At 74.7% G+C, this 19,779-nt stretch carries 14 protein-coding genes, 1 tRNA gene and 1 pseudogene; 12 read left to right on the plus strand and 4 right to left on the minus strand.

The genetic code is table 11. The features are described from left to right. Positions 1-24: 24 nt before the first annotated feature. On the minus strand, positions 25-756 hold the full coding sequence (locus ACOOHE_RS05285) for an ATP-binding cassette domain-containing protein (protein ID WP_420456755.1): 732 nt from the start codon (positions 754-756) through the stop codon (positions 25-27). Positions 757-856: 100 nt separating this feature from the next. Here ACOOHE_RS05285 and ACOOHE_RS05290 point away from each other — a divergent pair, with 100 nt between their 5' ends. The 3 genes from ACOOHE_RS05290 (at position 857) to ACOOHE_RS05300 (ending at position 7,082) form a co-directional block, all read left to right on the plus strand. Beyond that, on the plus strand, positions 857-1,888 hold the full coding sequence (locus ACOOHE_RS05290) for an LLM class flavin-dependent oxidoreductase (protein WP_420456756.1): 1,032 nt from the start codon (positions 857-859) through the stop codon (positions 1,886-1,888). Positions 1,889-2,073: 185 nt separating this feature from the next. Continuing rightward, the gene (locus ACOOHE_RS05295; protein ID WP_420456757.1) at positions 2,074-6,117 is read left to right on the plus strand and encodes a hybrid sensor histidine kinase/response regulator transcription factor; all 4,044 of its coding nucleotides are present in this window, start codon (positions 2,074-2,076) and stop codon (positions 6,115-6,117) included. Positions 6,118-6,560: 443 nt separating this feature from the next. Continuing rightward, positions 6,561-7,082, plus strand: coding sequence for a hypothetical protein (locus ACOOHE_RS05300; RefSeq protein ID WP_420456758.1), 522 nt, complete (start codon positions 6,561-6,563; stop codon positions 7,080-7,082). A 27-nt stretch (positions 7,083-7,109) separates the two neighbouring features. Here ACOOHE_RS05300 and ACOOHE_RS05305 read toward each other — a convergent pair whose 3' ends face one another. Then, complete coding sequence (locus ACOOHE_RS05305) at positions 7,110-9,032, minus strand: ABC-F family ATP-binding cassette domain-containing protein (protein ID WP_420456759.1); 1,923 nt, start codon at positions 9,030-9,032, stop codon at positions 7,110-7,112. Positions 9,033-9,194: 162 nt separating this feature from the next. On the opposite strand from ACOOHE_RS05305, the gene ACOOHE_RS05310 reads away from it, so the two are divergent. From ACOOHE_RS05310 to ACOOHE_RS05350, 9 genes are all read left to right on the plus strand, one after another. Next, positions 9,195-9,266 (plus strand) — tRNA-Thr (locus tag ACOOHE_RS05310). Positions 9,267-9,538: 272 nt separating this feature from the next. Continuing rightward, positions 9,539-9,985 (plus strand): excisionase family DNA-binding protein, encoded by a 447-nt coding sequence (locus ACOOHE_RS05315; RefSeq protein ID WP_420456760.1) that lies wholly within the window; start codon positions 9,539-9,541, stop codon positions 9,983-9,985. Between the two features lie 135 nt (positions 9,986-10,120). Further along, positions 10,121-10,465 (plus strand): nucleotidyltransferase domain-containing protein, encoded by a 345-nt coding sequence (locus ACOOHE_RS05320; RefSeq protein WP_420456761.1) that lies wholly within the window; start codon positions 10,121-10,123, stop codon positions 10,463-10,465. 172 nt (positions 10,466-10,637) lie between these two features. After that, entirely contained in the window at positions 10,638-10,982 is a 345-nt protein-coding gene (locus ACOOHE_RS05325; protein WP_420456762.1) for a nucleotidyltransferase domain-containing protein, read from the plus strand. After that, complete coding sequence (locus tag ACOOHE_RS05330; protein WP_420456763.1) at positions 10,979-11,371, plus strand: HEPN domain-containing protein; 393 nt, start codon at positions 10,979-10,981, stop codon at positions 11,369-11,371. The genes ACOOHE_RS05325 and ACOOHE_RS05330 overlap by 4 nt, the downstream gene beginning before the upstream one ends. A 257-nt stretch (positions 11,372-11,628) precedes the next feature. Beyond that, on the plus strand, positions 11,629-11,931 hold the full coding sequence (locus ACOOHE_RS05335; RefSeq protein ID WP_420456764.1) for a nucleotidyltransferase family protein: 303 nt from the start codon (positions 11,629-11,631) through the stop codon (positions 11,929-11,931). A 30-nt stretch (positions 11,932-11,961) separates the two neighbouring features. Further along, complete coding sequence (locus tag ACOOHE_RS05340; protein WP_420456765.1) at positions 11,962-12,243, plus strand: hypothetical protein; 282 nt, start codon at positions 11,962-11,964, stop codon at positions 12,241-12,243. Further along, the gene (locus ACOOHE_RS05345) at positions 12,240-12,431 is read left to right on the plus strand and encodes a HEPN domain-containing protein (RefSeq protein ID WP_420456766.1); all 192 of its coding nucleotides are present in this window, start codon (positions 12,240-12,242) and stop codon (positions 12,429-12,431) included. The genes ACOOHE_RS05340 and ACOOHE_RS05345 overlap by 4 nt, the downstream gene beginning before the upstream one ends. Before the next feature lie 93 nt (positions 12,432-12,524). Next, positions 12,525-13,838: an APC family permease gene (locus ACOOHE_RS05350; protein ID WP_420456767.1), complete on the plus strand. Its 1,314-nt coding sequence runs from the start codon at positions 12,525-12,527 to the stop codon at positions 13,836-13,838. A gap of 231 nt (positions 13,839-14,069) precedes the next feature. Here the strand turns inward: ACOOHE_RS05350 and ACOOHE_RS05355 are convergent. Beyond that, positions 14,070-14,468 (minus strand): annotated as a pseudogene (locus tag ACOOHE_RS05355) (response regulator); the annotation flags it as partial. Positions 14,469-14,480: 12 nt separating this feature from the next. After that, a complete protein-coding gene (locus ACOOHE_RS05360; protein ID WP_420456768.1) occupies positions 14,481-19,529 on the minus strand; it encodes a chemotaxis protein CheB in 5,049 nt (1,682 codons plus the stop codon). Between the last annotated feature and the right edge of the window lie 250 nt (positions 19,530-19,779).

Raw genomic sequence — 19,779 nt, forward strand, 5'->3', positions numbered from 1 at the left:
TCTGCGGGAGAAGGAGAAAGCCTCTCACGGCAGCGCGTAGCGCTGGGCCTCGACGAACGCCTCGACGAACGGGGTCGCCGGGGCCGCGGCCACCTCCGCGAGCGGGCCCCGCTGGACGACGTAGCCGCCGTCCATCACCGCCACGCGGTCGGCCAAGACGGCGGCCTCGCGCAGGTCGTGCGTGACCAGGACGACGGTCGCGCCGAGATCACGGATGAGCCGCCCGAGGTCGGTCTGAAGCGCGTCCCGAGTGATCGGGTCGAGCGCGCCCAGGGGCTCGTCGAGGAGGAGCAGGCCGGGGCCGAGGACGAGCGCGCGGAGCAGGGCCGCCCGCTGGCGCTGCCCGCCCGAGAGCTCGGCGGGGAACCGGTCGAGCAGGCCGGGCGCCAGGGCCGTCAGGTCGGCCAGCTCCGCCAGCCGGGCGTCGGTCCGGGCGGCGCTCCAGCCGAGGTGGCGGGCGACGAGCCCGGCGTTGTCGCGAGCGGTCAGGTGGGGGAACAGGCCGCCGCCCTGGACCACGTAGCCGGCCCGCCGGCGGACCGCGTCGGCCGTGGCCGCGGTGACCTCGGTCCCGTCGACCGTAACCGTCCCGGCGTCGGGCACGACGAGCCCGAGGATCATGCGGAGCAGCGTCGACTTGCCGCCGCCGCTCGTGCCGAGCAAGGCGACCACCTCGCCCCGGGCCACGTCGAGGTCGGTCGGCCAGAGGGCCACGTCGGGCCCGTACCGCTTGGCGACGCCGCGGAGCCGGATCACGAGGGGAGGGGGGAGGCCACGTGCCGAAGGTACCCGACCGCGAGCGGGGACCCGGGGGGCGGCCGAGGCGTTTGGTTGGCGCAACAGCCAATTGGACGACATGGAGCTCGGCCTGTTCTCGTTCGCCGAAGTGCCGCCCGATGGCACCGACACGACCCGGCTGCGCGACCTGCTCGACGAGATCGCCCTGGCCGACCAGGTCGGCTTGGACGTGTTCGGCGTCGGCGAGCACCACCGGGCCGACTACGCGGCGTCGGCGCCGGCTGTCGTGCTGGCCGCCGCTGCCGCGCGGACCGAGCGGATCCGTCTGACGAGTGCCGTCACCGTCCTGTCGTCCGACGACCCGGTCCGCGTGTTCCAGGACTTCGCCACGCTCGACCTGCTGTCGGGCGGCCGGGCCGAGGTCCTGGTCGGGCGCGGCTCCTTTACCGAGTCGTTCCCCCTCTTCGGCTACGACCTGGGCGACTACGACACGCTGTTCACCGAGAAGCTGGACCTGCTGCTGGCGCTCCGGTCGTCGGAGGTCGTGACGTGGAGCGGCCGGCACCGGGCGCCGCTCCGGGCGCAGGCCGTCTACCCGCGCCCGATCCAGGACCCGCTGCCGGTCTGGGTCGCCGTCGGGGGGACGTTGCAGTCGGTCGTCCGGGCCGGTCGGCTGGGGCTGCCGCTGGCGCTGGCGATCATCGGCGGGCAGCCGAGCCGGTTCGCGCCGCTCATCGACGTGTACCGGGAGGCCGGCGCCGAGGCCGGCCACGACCCGTCGGCCCTCAAGGTGTCGATCAACGGCCACGGCTTCCTGGCCGACACGGCCGAGGCCGCGGCCGAGGCCGCCGTCGGCCCGTTCATGGAGACGATGGGGCGGATCGGGCGCGAGCGCGGGTGGCCGCCCCCGTCGCGGGCCCGGTTCGAGGCCGAGATCGCGCCCGACGGGGCCCTCGTGCTCGGGAGCCCGCAGGAGGTCATCGACAAGATCCTGTACCAGCACGAGCTGTTCGGCCACGACCGGCACCTGCTCCAGCTCACCGTCGGCCCGATCCCGCACGCCGACGTGCTGCGGGCGATCGAGCTGTTCGGGACCGAGGTGGCGCCGGTCGTCCGCCGCGAGGTGGCCGCCCGGGCGACGGTCGCCTGAGCGGCCCTCCCGTGGGGAGGCCTCGCGGGCGAGGGGGAGGTCGGCCCGGGAGCGCAGCCGTCTGCCCCGCCTCGGTGGGGACCGGCCGAGAAGCGGTGGGGGCGGTAGCGTGCGGTCGCCCTGAGGTGGAGGCCGGCGACGGGCGGCGCGCCGTCGTACCATCTGTTCCACATGCCGTCGGTCTTGTGAGGCTCCGCCCGCTCTTGCTGCTCGTCCTGACCGCCCTCGGGGCCGGGGCGCACGCGCAGCGGGTCGACCTGAGGTTCCACCAGCTCACGATCCGCGACGGTCTGCCTCAGACGTTCGTGACGTCGGTCGCGCGCGACTCGCTGGGGTTCCTGTGGTTCGGGACCGCCGGCGGGCTGGCCCGCTACGACGGCTACCAGTTCGACGTGTTCGAGCCGGACCCGGACGATCCGAGGTCGCTCCCCAGCCCGGTCGTGACGGCCCTCTACGTGTCGAGCGACGGGACGCTCTGGGTCGGGTTCAACACGGCCGGCGTCGCCCGCTTCGTCCCCGAGACGCAGCGGTTCGAGCGCCTCCCCGCGGGGGCGACCGACGACCGGCACCTCCCCTCGGGCCGGGTCCACGCGCTGATGGAGGGCGCCGACGGCGCGATGTGGATCACGACCGACGAGGGCGCCTCCCGGTTCGACCCCGCCACGGGCCGGTTCGCCCACCTCCGCGACGGGCCGGGCTTCAACGCGGGGCCGCTCGCCCGGGCCGACGACGGGGGCCTCTGGGTGGGGGTCCTGAGGCGGGGGCTCTACCACGTCGCGCCGGGCACGCTCACCCTGACGCACCACCCGCTCGGCGAGCCGTCGCCGCACGTCCGCGCCATCCACTCCCAGGACGGGCGGCTGTGGCTGGCGACCGAGGCCGGGCTGGTCGCCTACGACCCGTCCGCGCGCCGGGCCCGGCGCTTCGAGGCGCCCGAGCTGCGCGTCCGGTCGCGCGCGCTGTTCCCCGAGCCGGCGCGCGGCTGGCTGTGGCTGGCCACCGACGCGGGCTTCGTCCTGTTCGACGTCGAGGCCGAGCGCGTGCTGGCGGTCCGTCCGAACGCGGCCGGGAACCCGATCGGTCTGCCCGAGGCCCCGCCGCTGGCGGTCCTCTACGACGCGACCGGGCTCTTCTGGATCGCCACGGCCGGGAGCGGCGTGGCGTTCGCGGACTTCCTGACCTCGCGGCTCCCCGTCTACCGCGACCGCCCCGGCGACCCGGCGTCGCTGGCGTCGCCGAGCCTCCGCTCCGTCGAGTCCGACCGGGCGTCGATCTGGGCGGGGCTCAACAGCGCCGGGCTCAACCGGATCGACCGCGCGACCGGGCGCGTGACGCGGCTCCCGCTCCCCGTGGCCCCCGCCGGTCTCGCGTGGCCCGACCGCTCGGACCTGACCGTCTACGGGCTCGACCGCGACCGCTCGGGGGCGCTGTGGTCGGTGGTGCACTGGGGCGTCCGCCGGCACGACGCCTCGGGCCGGGTCGTCCGCAGCTACCCGTTCCCTGACCGGCCCTCGGCGGCGACCAACCCCGCCTTCGTCCACCAAGACCACGAGGGGCGCTACTGGGTCGGGAGCGGCCACGTGATGAGGCTGGACCCCGAGACCGGGGCCTACACGGTGGCCCTGGAGGGCACGGGCGGGCTCGCGATCTACGAGGACCCCCGGGGCGCCCTGTGGATCGCGACGTACGAGGGGCTCGTCCGCTACGAGCCGGGCACCGGGGCTCGGGAGGTGTTCCGCCACGACCCCGCCGACCCCGCGTCGCTCTCGAGCGACGGGACGCTCTCGCTCGCGGCCCAGGGCGACTCCGTGCTGTGGGTCGGGACGGTCGCCGGGCTCAACCGCTTCGACCTGGCGACGCGGCGCGCGGTCCGGTACACGCGGTCCAACTCGGACCTGCCCAACAACTACATCAACGGGGTCCTCGTCGACGACGTCGGCCAGGTCTGGTTCAGCACGAACGGCGGGCTGGCGCGGCTCGACCCCGCGACCGACCGGGTCACGTCGGTGGGCGAGCGGCGCGGGCTCCAGGGGCGCGAGTTCAACCGGGGCGCGAGCCACAAGGCCGCCGACGGCACGCTGATGTTCGGGGGGCTCGACGGGCTCAACGTGTTCGACCCGGCCCAGCTGCGCGAGAACCCGTACCCGCCCGAGGTGAGGCTGCGCCGCGTCGTGGCGGGCAGCGAGGTCGTCGTGGCCGGCCCCGGCGCGCTCGGCGACGGCCGCGCCGTCCGGCTCCGGCCCGGCCAGGACGGGGTCTCGTTCGAGTACGTCGGCCTCCACTACTCGGCGCCGGAGGAGAACCGGTACCAGTACGTGCTGGAGGGCGTCGACGAGGGGTGGCAGCCGGTCACGGCCGCGCGCGAGGCCCGCTACACGAACCTCGCGCCGGGGACCTACACGTTCCGCGTCCGGGCCTCGAACGCCTACGGCGTCTGGAGCGCCGCCGCCGCCCTGGTCACGGTCCGGCTGCCGCCGCCGTGGTGGGCCTCGACGTGGTTCCGGCTGCTCCTGCTGGTGGCCGCCGTCGGGGCCGTGGTGGGCGGGTACCGCTGGCGGACCGAGTCGCTGCGGGTCCAGGAGCGCCGGCTCCGGGTCGAGGTCGCCTCGCGGACGTCGGAGCTGGCCCGGGAGCAGGCCCGGACCGAGCGCCAGGCCCAAGCGCTCCGCCGGCACGACGAGGACCAGCGGCGGCTGTTCGCCAACATCAGCCACGAGACGCGGACGCCGCTCACGCTCATCCTGGGGCCCGTCGAGGACACGCTGGCCACCGAGGGCGACCGGCTCCCCGACGGCCTCCGCCGGACGCTCGAGGGCGTCCGCCGCAACGGCCGCCGGCTCCTCCACCTGGTCGACCAGATCCTCGACCTCTCGCGGCTCGAGTCGGGCCGGGCCGAGGTCGTCCTGCGCCGGGTCGACCTGACGGCGTTCGCGCGCGCGCTCGTGGCGGCGTTCGCCGAGCACGCCGAGCGCCGCGGCCTGACGCTGGCGCTGAGCGCTCCCGAGGCGCCCGTCGTGGGCGACTTCGACGTGGCCCTGCTCGAGCACATCCTGTTCAACCTCCTGTCGAACGCGACCAAGTACACGCCGGCCGGGGGCGCGGTCCGGGTCTCGCTGGACGTCGAGGGGGAGACGGCCGTCCTGCGCGTCCGCGACACCGGGGTCGGCATCCCGCCCGACCGGCTCGACCGCGTCTTCGACCGGTTCGCCCAGGCCCACGAGGGCCAGTCGAGCAGCACCGGGCTCGGGCTGTCTCTCGTCCGCGAGGCGGCGGTCCTCCTGGGCGGGAGCGTCGGGGTGGCGAGCCAGCCGGGGGCCGGGACGACGTTCACCGTCCGCCTCCCGCTCGCCGACGCCGGGCACGCCCCGGCCGGCCGCTACGCCCCGGCCGTCCCCGAGCCCGACGCCGAGCCCGAGCGGCCGCCCGCCACCGACGACGCCGACCGGACGACGGTCCTGGTGGTCGAGGACTCGGACGAGGTCCGCGCCTACGTCGCCGACGTGCTCCGGGCGGACTACGACGTCCTCGAAGCCGCCGACGGGGCCGAGGGGCTGGCCGTCGCGCGGGCCCACCTCCCCGACCTCGTCGTGAGCGACGTGGCGATGCCCGAGATGGACGGGCTCGCCCTGTGCGCCGCCCTCAAGGCCGACCCCGACCTCCAGTTCCTCCCGGTCGTCCTGCTCACGGCCCGGGCCGACGTCGAGGACCGGCTGCTCGGCCTCGGCGCCGGGGCCGACGACTACCTCGCCAAGCCGTTCGACAGCCGCGAGCTGAGGGCCCGCGTCGACAACCTGATCGCGGGGCGGCGGGCGTGGCGCGACCAGCTCCCGGCGCCGGCCGTCCTGGACGCCTTCCCCGACCTCCCCTCGGCCGACGACGCCCTGCGCGGGCGGATCGACGCGGCCATCCACGACCGGTTCGCCGACCCGTCGTTCGGGCCGTCGGCGCTCGCCGAGGCCGTCGGCCTGAGCGGGTCCCAGCTCCGGCGGCGGATGCAGGAGCTCCACGGCCAGCCGCCCTCGACGGCCATCCGGTCGCACCGGCTGCGCCAGGGCGCGGCGCTGCTGGCCCGCCGGACCGGGACCGTCGCCGAGATCGCCTACGCCGTCGGGTTCAACAGCGTCTCCTACTTTACGCGCTCGTTCCGGGACGCCTTCGGCCGGACGCCGACCGAGTACGCCGGGAAGGCGGAGGCGCCCACGGCCAGCGGCCGGCCAGCCGCCGTCTGAAGAACCGTTTGGTGAGCGAGATCGGGTCCCCTCTCCACCCCCCGGGGGAACGGGTAGGGGGAGGCTTTCGCAGAAGACCCCATTTCCCAACCCTGTCATCCCCGCGAAGCGACGGCGCCAGCCAATGACGGCGTGAGAGAGGGGGGCCGGGCTGGGAGAGCCTCCCCTTGTCAGCCGGAGGGAGAGGGCGAGGGTGAGGGGGCCAGCCGCCGACGCACGGGGGCCTGGCGACGCCTCCGGCCCCTCACCCGTCTCTCTCCCGGGGAGAGGGGACCTCGCGAGCGGCGCCGAGGCGTTCCCTACCCGTCTCTGAGCGGGGTGCACGGATCGCGCGCGTCGTTGCACGGACCGCGCATGCGCGGTTTCGGCACGATCCTGCGCGATCTGTGGTCGAGCGGGGGGACGAGCGCGCCCGACACTGGGGCTCACACCTCCCGCGCCCCGTGTCCCGTCCGTCCTCTGACCAAACTCCGCAAGAGCGCCCCGAAGGGGTCTGGCCCTACGTCCTCTCGTCCCGGCTCCGCGAGGCCATCGAGGCCCTGGACGACGCCGAGCCCCCGCCCCCCGGCCGCTCTGGCCGTCCGCTGGCCGCGGTCGTCTGCGACGCCTCCTCGATGGAGGCCTACGTCGGGCACTGCCTCCGGTCGCACTTCGAGGTCGTCACCGTCCGGGACCTCGACGCGCTCGCCGTGGTGGCCGGCGGCGTCGACCTCCGCCTGATCGCGGCCGACCTCTACACGCTCGAGCACCAGTCGGTCGCGGCGCTCGACCTCCTGGAGGGCCTCTTCCACGACGTCCCGCTGCTGGTCCTGTCTCAGGAGGCGGGCGGGCGGGCCCGGCTGCTCAACGAGAGCGGGCTCGACCGGTCCGTCGTCGTCGTCACCCTGCCGACGCCGACGGCCGACATCCGCCGGCTGGCGGTCTCGCTCGCCGAGCGGGCCGGGCCCGGCGAGGGTGAGGGCTGAGGTCCCCGCCTGGGACCGTCGGGAGGGCTACGCGCGCTCGGCGAGCTCGGCCCACCGGTCGACGTCGGCGTCGAGCTGGTCCGTGAGCGCGGCCAGCTCCGACGACAGCGCGAGGACGGCGTCGGCGTCGGTGGCCCGCTCGGCGAGCTCCGCTTCGAGCTCCGGCTGGCGGGCCTCGGCCTGGGCGATCCGCTCTTCGAGCATCGCCAGCTCCCGCGTCTCGTTGTACGAGAGCTTTTTGGGACCGTCGGCCGGGGGGGACGGCGCGCTCGCGGACGGCGGGGGAGGGGGGGGCGTGGCTTTTCTCGTCTCGGCCGCCTCGCGCGCGTCCCGCTCGCGCGCCTCGATCTCGGCCCACGCGCTGTAGCTCCCCGGGATCTCGCGGACGCGCCCGTCGCCCTCGACCCGCAACAGGTGGCCCGCCACGCGGTCGAGGAAGTAGCGGTCGTGCGAGACCGCGACGACAGCGCCGGGGAACGTGTCGAGGTACTCCTCCAGGGCCACCAGCGTCGGGATGTCGAGGTCGTTGGTCGGCTCGTCGAGCAGGAGCACGTTGGGCGCGCCGAGCAGGACCTGGAGCAGGTACAGCCGCCGCCGCTCGCCGCCCGACAGGAGCCCGACCGGCGTGTAGTGCTGGTCGCGGGGGAACAGGAACCGCTCCAGCATCTGGGCCGCCGTGATGAGCGAGCCGTCGGCCAGCGCCACGTTCTCGGCGATCTCCTCGACGGCGTCGATCAGGCGCCGGTCGCCGCCTTGCTGGTCCGCCGCCGCCAGGTTCCGGCTCTCCTGGTCGTAGTACCCGACCGAGACCGTCGGGCCGGCCTCGACGCGGCCGGCGTCGGGCGCCAGCCGGCCGGCGATGAGTTCGAGCAGCGTGGTCTTGCCGGCCCCGTTCGGGCCGATGATGCCGAGCCGGTCGTCGCGCGTGACGGTGTAGGTGAGCCCGCCGATCAGCGTCCGCCCGCCGAACCCCTTGGCGACGTCGTGGAGCTCGACGACCTTCTTTCCGAGCCGGGTCGAGACCGACTCGATCTCGATCTCGCCGGGCCCGGCCTCGGGCTTGGCGTCCAAGAGCGCGTGGGCCCGGTCGATGCGGGCCTTCGACTTCGACGTCCGCGCCTTGGCGCCGCGGCGGAGCCAGGCGAGCTCGCGCGTGGCGAGGTTCTGGCGCTTGGCCTCCTCGGCCGCCTCGACCACGGCCTGGGCCGCCTTCTGCTCGAGGTAGTCGCCGTACGAGCCGACGTAGCGCCGGACGTCGCCGCCGCCGACCTCGATCATCCGATTCGTGACGCGGTCGAGGAAGTAGCGGTCGTGGGTGACGAGCAAGAGCGCGCCGGTCCAGGACCGGAGGAGCCCTTCGAGCCACTCGATGGTCTCGGTGTCGAGGTGGTTCGTCGGCTCGTCCAGGATCAAGAGGTCGGGCCGCTCGACGAGCGCCCGCGCCAGGGCGACCCGCTTCTTCTGCCCGCCGCTCAGGGTCTCGACGACGACCTCGGGGTCTCCGAGGCCCAGCCGGTCGAGCGTGGCCCGGGCCTGCGTCTCCAGGTCCCACCCGCCGACGGCGTCGAGCCGGGCCGAGCGCCGGGCGACCTCGGCGGCGAGGTCGGTGTCGGCCGGCCGGCGGTCGAGCGCGGCGAGCGCGTGCTCGTAGGCGCGGACGGCGACGGCGGCGGGCCCGTCGCCCGCGATCACGGCGTCGAGCACCGTCGCGCCCGGGGCGAGGTCGGGCCGCTGGGCCAGTACGCCGACGCGGGCCCCGCTCGTCACCAGCACGCGGCCGCTGTCCGGCGGCTCGGCCCCGGCCGCCAGCCGGAGCAGCGTCGTCTTGCCGGCCCCGTTCGCCCCGATCACGCCGACCTTCTCGTCGGCCTCGACGACGAACGAGACGTCGTCGAGCAGGGGCTTGGTGCCGTAGTCCTTGCGGACGCGGTCGAACGTGAGCAGGGCCATGGGCGCGCGGGGGGACCGCGCAAGATCCGCCCCCGCGGGAGTGCGTTGGGCCACCCCGTCCGGTCCGGGCTCCGGTTCACGGGGATTTCAGGGCTCGCCGTCTTGGCGGCCTCGGGAGGGCCGTCGTAGGTTTCGCGTCCGCCGGTGAGACCCACCGGCCACGCCAACGTAGCTCAGGGGTAGAGCAGCTCACTCGTAATGAGCAGGTCGACGGTTCAAATCCGTCCGTTGGCTCTTTCGAAAACGCCCTTCGCATAGCCGTGAAGGGCGTTTTTGCTTATGGCTGATGCGGGCGCGGTGGATCGCCCACCAGCGAGACCGGTTCGCAGCGCTGCCGGTGCCGTCGCCTCGCCGCTACGAGCCGAGACGACCGCGCCTTCCCTTATGCAAACGGAGCGCTCGGAGCAGAGTGGGGCAAGAGAAGGAGTCGAGAGGCGTATGGTGCTTATAGCGTTTGTGCTACACTGTGTAGCCAGCCGGTACACAGGTAGCCTTCCCGCGACGCCATGAACCCCAAGCGACTCCAGCCCTCCGACTTCACTGACGACGAGATCGTCCAGCTCTCCCGCGTCTTCGCCCGCCCCGGCCACGTCCGCGTGATCGACGACGAGGGGCACGAGGCCGAGCTGCCCGAGGCGATGTTGGGTTTCCTCGGCCACATGCTCCGCCAGATGGAACAGCGGCGCATCATCACGCTGATGCCCCACGACGAGCAGTTCACGACGCAGGCGGCGGCCGACTACCTCGGGATGTCCCGTCAGCACCTCGTCAACCTGCTCGAAGCCGGTGAGATTCCTTTCACCCGCGTCGGTACGCACCGCCGGGTCGTCTTCCAAGATCTCCGGGACTTCGAGAAGCGCCGGGACGCCGAGCGGACGCGGGCGCTCGACGACCTCGCCCGAGAGGTCGACGACGCGGGCCTGTACGACGCGAGCTACACCGGCGACGGGTGAGTCGGACTCCCGCGTCTGCGCCTAGCCAAGCGGCCCCGCTAGCTCGTCCCGGTAGGAGTCAGGCGGCACGTCGGAGCCGGTCCGAGCGCCTGACACCAGCACGACGGACGCGGAGCTCGGGGCGTACACTGTGGCATGGAAACGACGGGTCTCCCCTACACCGCCGACCCGCTCGTGCGGGCCGTCGTGGAGCAGGTGGTCGCCGAGGCCGACCCGCTCCGCGTGGTCCTGTTCGGGAGCCGCGCCACCGGCACGGCTCGTCCCGACAGCGACGTCGACCTCTCGGTGGTGATGCCTGACGGGACCGACCGACGTGCGGCGAGGACCCGGATCGGATCGCGGCTCCGTCGGCCCGGGGTTGGGATCGACCTGCTCGTAACGACGCCCGCGGTGCTGGCGGCCAGCGGTGACGATCCTGGCCCTATCTACCGGACCGTCCTCCGGACTGGGCGCGAGATCTACGCCACTGCCCGTGCTTAGCGACCCCGCGGACCCGGCCGCGTGACCCGGCTACGCGCGGTCTAACCTCGACCTAGCGGCGGCCGAGTCGCGGGGACAGCTTCCCCTCTGAGGCGGTAGCGCGACAGGCACCGGGGAAGGCGCTGGAGGTCCTAGTCGCGCGGCTTCTGCGTCGGACGCCCTACCTTCCAGTATGGCCGATACGCTTCCCCGTTCGACGCCGCCCCACATCCGGGCCGCCATCGCAGAAGCGACGGCTCGGCTCAGCGCGATCTACGGCCCCCGCCTGGCCCGCGTCGTTCTCTACGGCTCGTACGCCCGGGGCGACGCCGGCCCCGACTCCGACGTCGACCTCCTCCTCGTCCTCCGGGGCGATGTCGAGCCGTACACCGAGATCCGACGGACGGGCGAGCTCGCGCTTGACCTCTTGCTTGACCACGGGGCCGACGTCTCGATCCAGCCGTACGGCATCCGCGATGCCGAGGACGAGCGCCGACCGTTCGTTCGCAACGTCCTCGCCGATGGCGTGACGCTGTGACCGACCTCCAACGGGCGTACCTCGACCGCGCAGAGCGGGCCTTGGCTTCGGCCCGGCTCAACGTCGACGCGGGCGACGGCGAGGCCGCGACGAACCGGGCGTACTACGCCTGCTTCTACGTGGTGCAGGCGGCCTTGGTGGGGGAGGGTGAAGCGCCGAAGACGCACTCCGGGACGCACCGGCGGTTCGCCGTCCTGTTCGTAGCGACGGGAGCCGTGTCCAGGGACATCGGGCGCATCCTGCCCGACGCCTTCCGCCTGAGGCTCCAGAGCGATTACGACGCCTTCGCGGTCACGGACACGGCCGCCGCCGCCGACCTGCTGGCGGATGCGGAGCGGTTCGTCGCCGTCGTGCGCGAGCTTGTCGACGGGTCGGAAGAGGGGGGCTGAGGCCGTGCCCTGATCAGGGCATATTCAGGGCAAGAGCGTGCAAAAGTGTGCAGGAGGCTACAACCGCTATCGGAGCAGATCGCAGTTGACGGCAGCAAATGGGCTGTTTTGCTCTTTGCCCTGATCCCCTTGGTCGCGCTCGTAATGAGCAGGTCGTCAGTTCAAATCTGACCGTTGGCTCTCTCGAATCGCCCTCCTCGGGATCGGGGCGGGCGATTGTCGTTTGAGGCCACGCCGCTCGCGGCGTAGACTCCGCCATGCCCGCCCCACTCTCCACCGAGTCCGTCCGCGCCCGCCTCGCCGCGCTCTTGCCCGAGCTCCGGGCCGAGCACGGCGTCCGGTCGCTGTCCATCTTCGGGTCCTACGCGAGAGGGGAGCAGACGGCCGAGAGCGACCTCGACCTCTTGGTCGAGTTCGACCGGGTGCCGGGGATGCTCGGGTTCGTCGGGCTCGCTCACGGGCTGGAGGACCAACTCGGCCTGCGGGTGGATCTCGCCACGCGGCCGATGTTGAAGCCCCGGACCGTCCTGCACGTCGAGCGGGACCTCGTGCCCGTCTGAGCCCGGGGCCGGCGGGCCTACCTTCCCCCCATGCCCGCCCCGCTCCCCGACTCCACCCCGCCCCGCGTCCGCGACGCGGTCGCCGAGGCGAAGGTCCAACTCGAAGCGCTGTACGGCGACCGGCTCGCTCGCGTCGTCCTCCGGGGACCCTACCGGGCGTACGCCGAGACCAAGCGGATCACGGAGGCCCTCTTCGACCTCGAACTCGCGTACGACCTCTCGCTCGCGGCCCAGCCGTACAGCGAGGCCGAGGTCGCCGACACCGGGCGGCCCCTGGTGTGGAACGTCGAGCGGGAGGGGGTCGCCGTATGACGGAGCACCAGCGGGCGTTCTTCGAGAGGGCGGCGGGGGCGCTCCAGACAGCGCGGCGGAACCTCGATGCGGGCGACGCGAACGCCTCGGTGAACCGGGCCTACCGCGCCTGCTTCTACGCGGCCACGGCCGCTCTCCTCGGCGACGCCGAGCGGTCCGTCGCGGCCGTACGCGGGGCCGTCGGCTGAGACGCCGGTGGAGGCCCGGGCAGAGGCCGCCGAGCGGACGCGCGAGGTGGCCCCCGGCGACACCGACTGACCTGGACACCCACCTGCTCCGACATGGCTCCCTCTCCTCCCCGCCTCGCCCGCGAGCTCGGCACGTTCGGCGCCGTCATGATGGGGCTCGGCTCCATCGTCGGGACCGGCGTGTTCGTGAGCATCGGGATCGCGGCGGGCGTGGCCGGCCCGGCGGTCGTCGTGGCCGTCGCCGTCGGCGCGCTCGTCGCCACGTTCAACGGGCTCTCCAGCGCCCAGCTCGCGGCCAACCATCCGGTCTCGGGGGGGACCTACGAGTACGGCTACCGCTTCCTCACGCCCACGCTCGGGTTCGCGGCCGGGTGGATGTTCTTGGTCGCCAAAAGCGCCTCGGCGGCGACGGCGGCCCTCGGGTTCTCGGGCTACCTGCTCCTCGCGCTGGGGGCCGACGTCGGGCGGTGGCTTGTGCCCGTCGCGCTTCTCGCCACGGCCGTCGTCACGGCCGTCGTGTACTCGGGCCTGCGGCGGTCGAACGTGACCAACGTCGTCGTCGTCTCCGTCACGCTCGCCGCGCTGGCGGCGTTCGTCGGTGCCGGCACGCCGACGGCGCTCGGGAACGCGGGCGCGAGCTTCGCGGGCTTCTTCGAGGCGCCCGAGGGCGGGGGCGGGCTCCGGGCCGTGCTCTACGCCTCGGCGCTCATGTTCGTGGCCTACACCGGCTACGGGCGGATCGCCACGCTGGGCGAGGAGGTCAAGGAGCCGCGCACGACCATCCCCCGCGCCATCGTCACGACGCTCTGGGTCACGGCCGCGCTCTACCTCGCCGTCGCGCTCGTGGCCGTCGGGGCGGTCGGCGCCGACGGGCTGGCGGCGGCGACGGCCGAGCAGGCGGCGCCCCTGGAGGTCGCCGCGCGGGCGTTCGGGGTGCCGGGCGTCGCGCAGGTCGTCGCGTTCGGGGCGATCACGGCGATGCTCGGCGTGCTCCTCAACCTCGTGCTCGGGCTCTCGCGCGTGCTCCTCGCCATGGGCCGCCGCGCCGACGTGCCCCGCCTGTTCGGCCGGGTCGACGCGGCCGGGACGACCCCCGGCCCGGCCGTCCTCATGATGGGCGCGGTCATCGCGGCCATCGCCCTCGTCGGCGACGTGCGGACGACGTGGTCGTTCAGCGCGTTCGCCGTCCTGGTCTACTACGCCCTCACGAACCTGGCCGCGCTCCGCGTGCCGGACGAGGGCCGGCTGTTTCCGCGCTGGGTGTCGGTGGCCGGGCTCGTCGCGTGCCTCGGGCTCGCGTTCTTCGTCGAGCCGCTGACCTGGGGCCTCGGCCTCGGCCTCCTCGCCGTCGGGCTCGCCTGGCACGTCGTCGCGCGGCGGCTCCGGGCGCGCGACGCGACGCCGTAGACGTCCTCCGACGGCCCGGCCGTCCCGCTCCACCGACTCGACGTCTGGCCGGGCTCTAAAAGCTGGCGGAGGCCCCAGCGGAGGACGGCGCGGTCGTCGACCAGGACGACGCGGTGGGGGGCGAGGTCGCTCATTCCCCCCCCCCCCCCCCCCGACCGGCGGGGGCGCCTCCCCGCTCAGCACGTCGCGGAGCGTGGGGGCCAGCGTGTTCCCGAGCCCGGCCTTTAGGAGGGTCGCCCGCGCGCCGGCGGCCTCGGCTCGGCTCGCCGTGGCGGTCCCGACGTCGGCGGAGACCACGACGACCGGGAGGCCGGGGCGCTCGGCGCGGACGCGCTCGGCGAGCGCGATGCCGTCCATGCCGGGCAGCGAGACGTCGGTGAGGAGGAGGTCGCACGCGGTCCACACCTGGCGGTCGACGGCCTCCTCGGCGCTCGCCGCCGTCCCGCAGAGGTCGAGGTCGGCCTCGGCCCCGAGCAGCATCGACAGGGCGAGCCGCACGACGGCGTGGTCCTCGACGAGGAAGACGGAGTGGGACACGGGGGCGTCGCGGACGTGCGCGGGGGGGCTCCCCCGTGTACCGCGAGCGCGAGCGGACGCTCCCCCGCGGGCCGAACCCGTGGTTTCCCTCACGGCGCCCTGCGCCTAGCCCTGAGCCTCCGGGCCGTCCGCCGGGACCCGGAGGGTGACGCGGGCGCCCCGGCCGGGCTCCGAGTCCACGCCGAGGCTGCCCCCGGCCATCTCGATCCGCTCGCGGACGCTGAACAGCCCGAGCCCGCCGTCCCCGGGCGCCGCCGCGGCGCCGTCGAACCCGTCGCCGTCGTCCTCGACCACGACCTCGACGGCCTCGCCGTCCCGGCGCGCGCGGACCGTGGCCCGCCCGGTCCCGGCGTGCTTGACCACGTTGAAGAGGAGCTCGTGGAGGGCGTGGTAGAGGAGCGCGCGGACGCCGCGGTCCGGGACCTCGCACTCGCCGTCGACCTCGACCGAGACGTCGAGGCGGTGGTCCTCCCGCTTGCGGGCGGCGAGCCAGCGGAGCGTCTCGGCGAAGTCCTCGACGGCGAGCGACGGCGGGCTCACCTCCGAGGCCAGCGTCCGGGTGAGCGCGGCGGCCCCGTCGAGGATCTCGTCGGCCTTGGCCCGGAGCTCCCGCTGCTCGCTGGGCGACGTGGACTTCCACAGGATGCTGTGGATGATGGAGAGGCCGGCGAGCCGCTGCTGGAGGTCGTCGTGGAGCACGAGCGCGATCCGGCGGCGCTCCTCGTCCTCGGCGGCCGTGAGCCGGGCCGAGAGCTGGCGGACCTGCTCGGTCCGCTCGGCGACGCGGGCCTCGAGCGTCGCGTTGAGCCGGCGGACCTCGTCCTCGGTGCGGACGAGGGCGTCGACGTCGGTCAAGGTCCCGAACCAGGCCGTCACGGCGCCCGCGCCGTCCGAGAACGGCCGGGCGCGCGTGATGACCCAGCACGGGCCGTCGGCGGTGACGAGCCGGTGGCGGACCTCGAACCGCCCGCCGCGCTCTCGCGCCTCGGCCCAGGCCGCCTCGGTCGGCTCGCGGTCGTCGGGGTGGACGAGGTCGGGCCACAGCGTCGTGCCCAAGACGGCGTCGGCCGGCCGGCCGGTGAGCGTCTCGAACTGGTGGTTCACGAAGTCGATCCGGCCGTCGGGGTCGGCCCGGAACAGGACGTCCGGGACGGTCTCGGCCACCTGCCGGAGGCGCTCCTCGCTCTGGCGCAGCGCGGCCTCGGCGCGGGCGCGCTCGACCGCCCCCCACGTCCGCTCGGCCGTCTCCTCGACGAGCGCCGCCTCGGCATCGGTCCAGTCGTGGGGCGCGTCGTGGTGGACGGCGAAGAGAGCGACGAGGTGGCCGTCCTTGACGAGGGGCACCACCACGAGGGCGGAGACGGGGAGCCCCGCGTACTGCTCCCGCTCGGCCGGGCTCAGGCGGTCGTCGGCGGCCACGTCGGAGACGACGAGCGTGCGGCCGGCGCGGGCCTCGGCGATGAGGAAGGAGAAGTCGGCGAGCGAGTACCGGCCGCTCCGGTCGGGCACGGTCCGTGCGTAATCGCGGGCGACGGCGGCGTGCAGGCCGTCGGGCTCGACCTCGGCGTAGTGGACGCGGCTGGCGCCCAGGTACTCGCCGAGCGCGCGGGCGGCCTCGGCCTGGACCTCGACCGGGTCGGAGAGCGAGCGGAGCGCGTCGGCGAGGGCGGCGCGGAACGACGCGCGCCGGGCCTCGGCCTGGAGCGCCAGCCCGGCCTGGTGGCGCGCGGTCACGTCGCGCGTGGACCCGACGACGAGCGAGACCGAGCCGTCGTCGGCCAGGAGCGGGCGGAAGATGTACTCGTAGAACCCCTCTTGGCCGTCGGCGCCGGTGTAGGGCGTGTCGTCGGTCAAGCCCTCGCCGGTCTCGAAGACCCGCTCGATCTGGCGCTGGAGCCGGTCGGCGAGGTCGGCGGGGTAGTCGAGCTCGTGGAACGTCTTGCCCACGACGTCGGCCAGCGTGAGCCCCCAGAGGTCGAGGAGCGGCTGGTTGACGAAGAGGATCCGCCCGTCGCGGTCGAAGGCGTAGGCGAAGTCGTTGATGGTCGAGAGCGTGGCGTCGAAGAGGGCCTCGTTGGCGCGGAGCGCGGCCTCGGCGCGGGCGCGCTCGACGGCGGCCTGGGTCCGCTCGGCCGTCTCCTCGACGAGCGCGACCTCGGCGTCCGTCCACTCGCGCGGGGCCGACTGGTGGACCGAGAGCACGGCCCGCACGCGGCCGTCCTTGACGAGGGGGACGCTGACCTGGGCCGCCACGCCGAGATCGGCCGCCGCCGCCCGCGCCTCGGCCGTGAGGTCGCCGTCGGCGTCGAGGTCGGGCACCACGAGCGTGCGGCGCGCGCGGACCGGCGTCGGCCCCAGGGCGTCGGCCCCGAAGCGCCCCCGGAGCGGGGCGACGCCGTCGGTGTAGTCCTCCTCGACGACGACCTGGCCGTCGGGCCCGACCTCGGCGTAGTGGACGCGGCTGGCGCCGAGGTACTCGCCCAGCAGCCGGGTCGCCTGGGCCTGGGCCTCGGCGGGGTCGGCGGGGTCGCGGAGGGCGTCGGCGAGGGCGGCCCGGAAGGCGGCCCGGTCGGCGCTGGCGGCGAGCGCGGCCTCGTCGGCCTTCCGCCGCGTGATGTCGACGAACGTGACCACGACGCCGTCGATCCGGTCCTCGACCGTCCGGTAGGGCCGGGCGTGGACGAGGTACCACCGGCCGTCCTCGCCCTCGACCTCGCGCTCGGTCACCGACAGCCGCGCGACGACGGCCTCGGCGTCCTCGGCGAGCCGGGCGCCCCCGAACTTCTGCGCGAGGTCGCCGAGCGGGCGCCCGACGTCGCTCGCGAGCACGTGGAAAAGGTCGCGGACGGGCGGCGTGAACCGCTGGATGCGGAGCTCGCGGTCGAGGAACAGCGTCGCGATCTCCGTCGACGTGATGAGGTTCTCGAGGTCGCCCTTGGCCCGGGCCGTCTCGTCCACCTTGGCCTTGAGCTCGTCGTTGACCGTCCGGAGCTCCTCGGACATGGACTGGGCCTCCTCCTTCGACGTCTCGAGCTCCTCGGCGGTCGAGCGCAGCTCCTCGTTGATCGACTGGAGCTCCTCGTTCTGGGCGCGGAGCTCCTCGCGGCTCGTCTCGAACTCCTCGACGGAGACCTGGAGCTGCTCCTCGGTCTGGCGGAGCGCCTCGGCGAGCACGCCGTCGGCGTCGGCCGGGGGGGCGTGGAGCGCGGGCGCCGCCGGGAGCACGTCGAACACGACCTGGACGAGGGCCCCGGCCGGCGCCGCGCGGGCCCGGACGGCGACCCGGAGCGCCTCGCCGTCGAGGTCGAGCGAGACCGGCCCGGCCGCCCCGTGGCCCTCGCGGCGGGCCCGGAACAGGGCCGTCTGGGCCGCGGCCCGAAGCTCGGGACGGAGCACCGTCGCGAGCGCCCGGCTCGGCGTCCCGGCCACGAACCGGAGGAACCGCGCGGCGCCCTCCGAGACGTGGGCCACGTCGCCGCCCTCGCCGACGAGCACGCTCGGCGGGGCCATCTGCTCGCGGAGCGCCCGGTGGACGCGCTCGGCCTCCCCGGCCGGCCGGGCCTCCCCGTCGGGCCTGCCGTCGGGCCCTCCGTCGGGCGCGAGGGGCCCCGCCGCGTCGCCGCCGGCCGACGGGGGGGCGGAGAGCACGCGCGGGACGTGGGGGAGCGCCGGGGCCGGGGTCTCGACGTCGAGGCGCCGGAAGAGCCGGGCCTTCTTGTCCAGCGTCTCGAACAGGTCCGGGCCGACGTCCGTCGACTCGCTCGTGCCCAGGAACAGGAGGCCGCCCGGCCGGAGCGCGTAGTGGAACAGGGCGAGCGCCCGCCGCTGGAGGTCCCGCTGGAAGTAGATCAGGACGTTCCGGCAGCTGACCAGGTCGAGGCGCGAGAACGGGGGGTCCGCGAGCAGGCTGTGCGGGGCGAACAGGACGGCCTCGCGGAGCGGCCCGGCCACGCGGTACCGCCCGCTCTCGTGCGCGAAGAACCGCCTCAGCCGCTCCGGGCTCACGTCGGCCTCGATGGACTCGGGGTAGACCCCGGTCCGGGCCGTCCGGACGGCCTCCTCGCTCAGGTCCGTCGCGAACACCTGGACGCGCGGCGCCTCGGCGAGCGTCGCCGCGTGCTCCATCAGCACCATCGCGACCGAGTACGCCTCCTCGCCCGTCGCGCAGCCCGGGACCCACACGCGGACCTCGGCGTCCAGGCCCTTCCCCTCGAACAGCCGGGGGACGGCCGCCGCCAGCACGGCGAAGGCCTCGGGGTCCCGGAAGAAGTTGGTGACCGAGATCAGCAGGTCGGCCAGGAGCGCTTGGGCCTCGGCGGCGTCGTCGCGGAGGTGGCCGAGGTACTCGGCCAGCGTCTCGGCCCCGGTCACGTGGAGCCGCCGGTCGAGCCGGCGCAGGACCGTCGCGCGCTTGTAGTGGGCGAAGTCGTGGCCGGTCCGGGCCCGGAGCTGGGCGAGGACGCCCTGGAGCGCCTTCTGCCCGTCGTCGGGGAGCTCGGCGGGCGCGTCCGGGAGGTGGACGCGCCGGAGCCGGTGGGCGTAGGCGGCGACCTCGGCCGCGAGCGCGCCCGCCGGCCCCACGGCGTCGACGACGCCGGCCGCGATGGCCGTCCGCGGCATCTCGTCGAACGCGGCGTCGGCCGGGTCCTGGGCCAGGATCATCCCGCCGGCCTCCTTGACCGCGCGGACGCCGACGGTCCCGTTGGCCCCGGTCCCCGAGAGGACGACGCCGACGGCCCGCTTGCCGTAGGCCTTCGCCAGCGTCCGGAAAAAGTGGTCGATGGGCCGCCGCCGGACGCGCTCCTCCTCGATGGGCTCGAGCACCAGCCGCCCGTCGGCCGCGAGCAGGTTCTTGTTGGGCGGGATCACGTAGACGTGGCCGGGCTCGATGGGGACGGACTCCGTCACCTGGGTGACCGGGAGCGGCAGGCCGCCCTGGAGCACGTCGGCGAGCCGGCTCTCCTCGTCGGGCGCGAGGTGGAGGACGACGACGAACGCGACGCCGTCGATCTCGGGGAGCCCGGCGAAGAACGCCTCGAGCGCCTCGATCCCGCCGGCCGAGGCGCCGAGCCCGGCCACGACGAGGGCCCCGGCGCCGGGGGGCCGCCCGGCCGTCATCGCGGTGTCGTTCCTCTCGGAGGCGTCGGGTTCCATGGCTCGCGGCGTCGAGGTGGGACGGGGTGCGAGAGTCCGTCCCTGCGCCACGGCGGCGGGATCTAGCACCTACAGGTCGAAGGTACGAGGCGCGCGCTCGGTTCCAGCAACGCCGGCCGCGCGGCCGGGTCGCCGCCAGGACGCGCCGGAGGGGGGCGGCGTGGCCCTCGATCTCGGCGGCGCGGGCGTCGTAGGCGGCCTCACCACCGGCCCGCTGGCGGTAGGACCTCTACAGCCGAGACGGAGCTCG

The sequence above is a fragment of the Rubrivirga sp. genome, from assembly GCF_965213695.1.
GTDB lineage: Bacteria > Bacteroidota > Rhodothermia > Rhodothermales > Rubricoccaceae > Rubrivirga.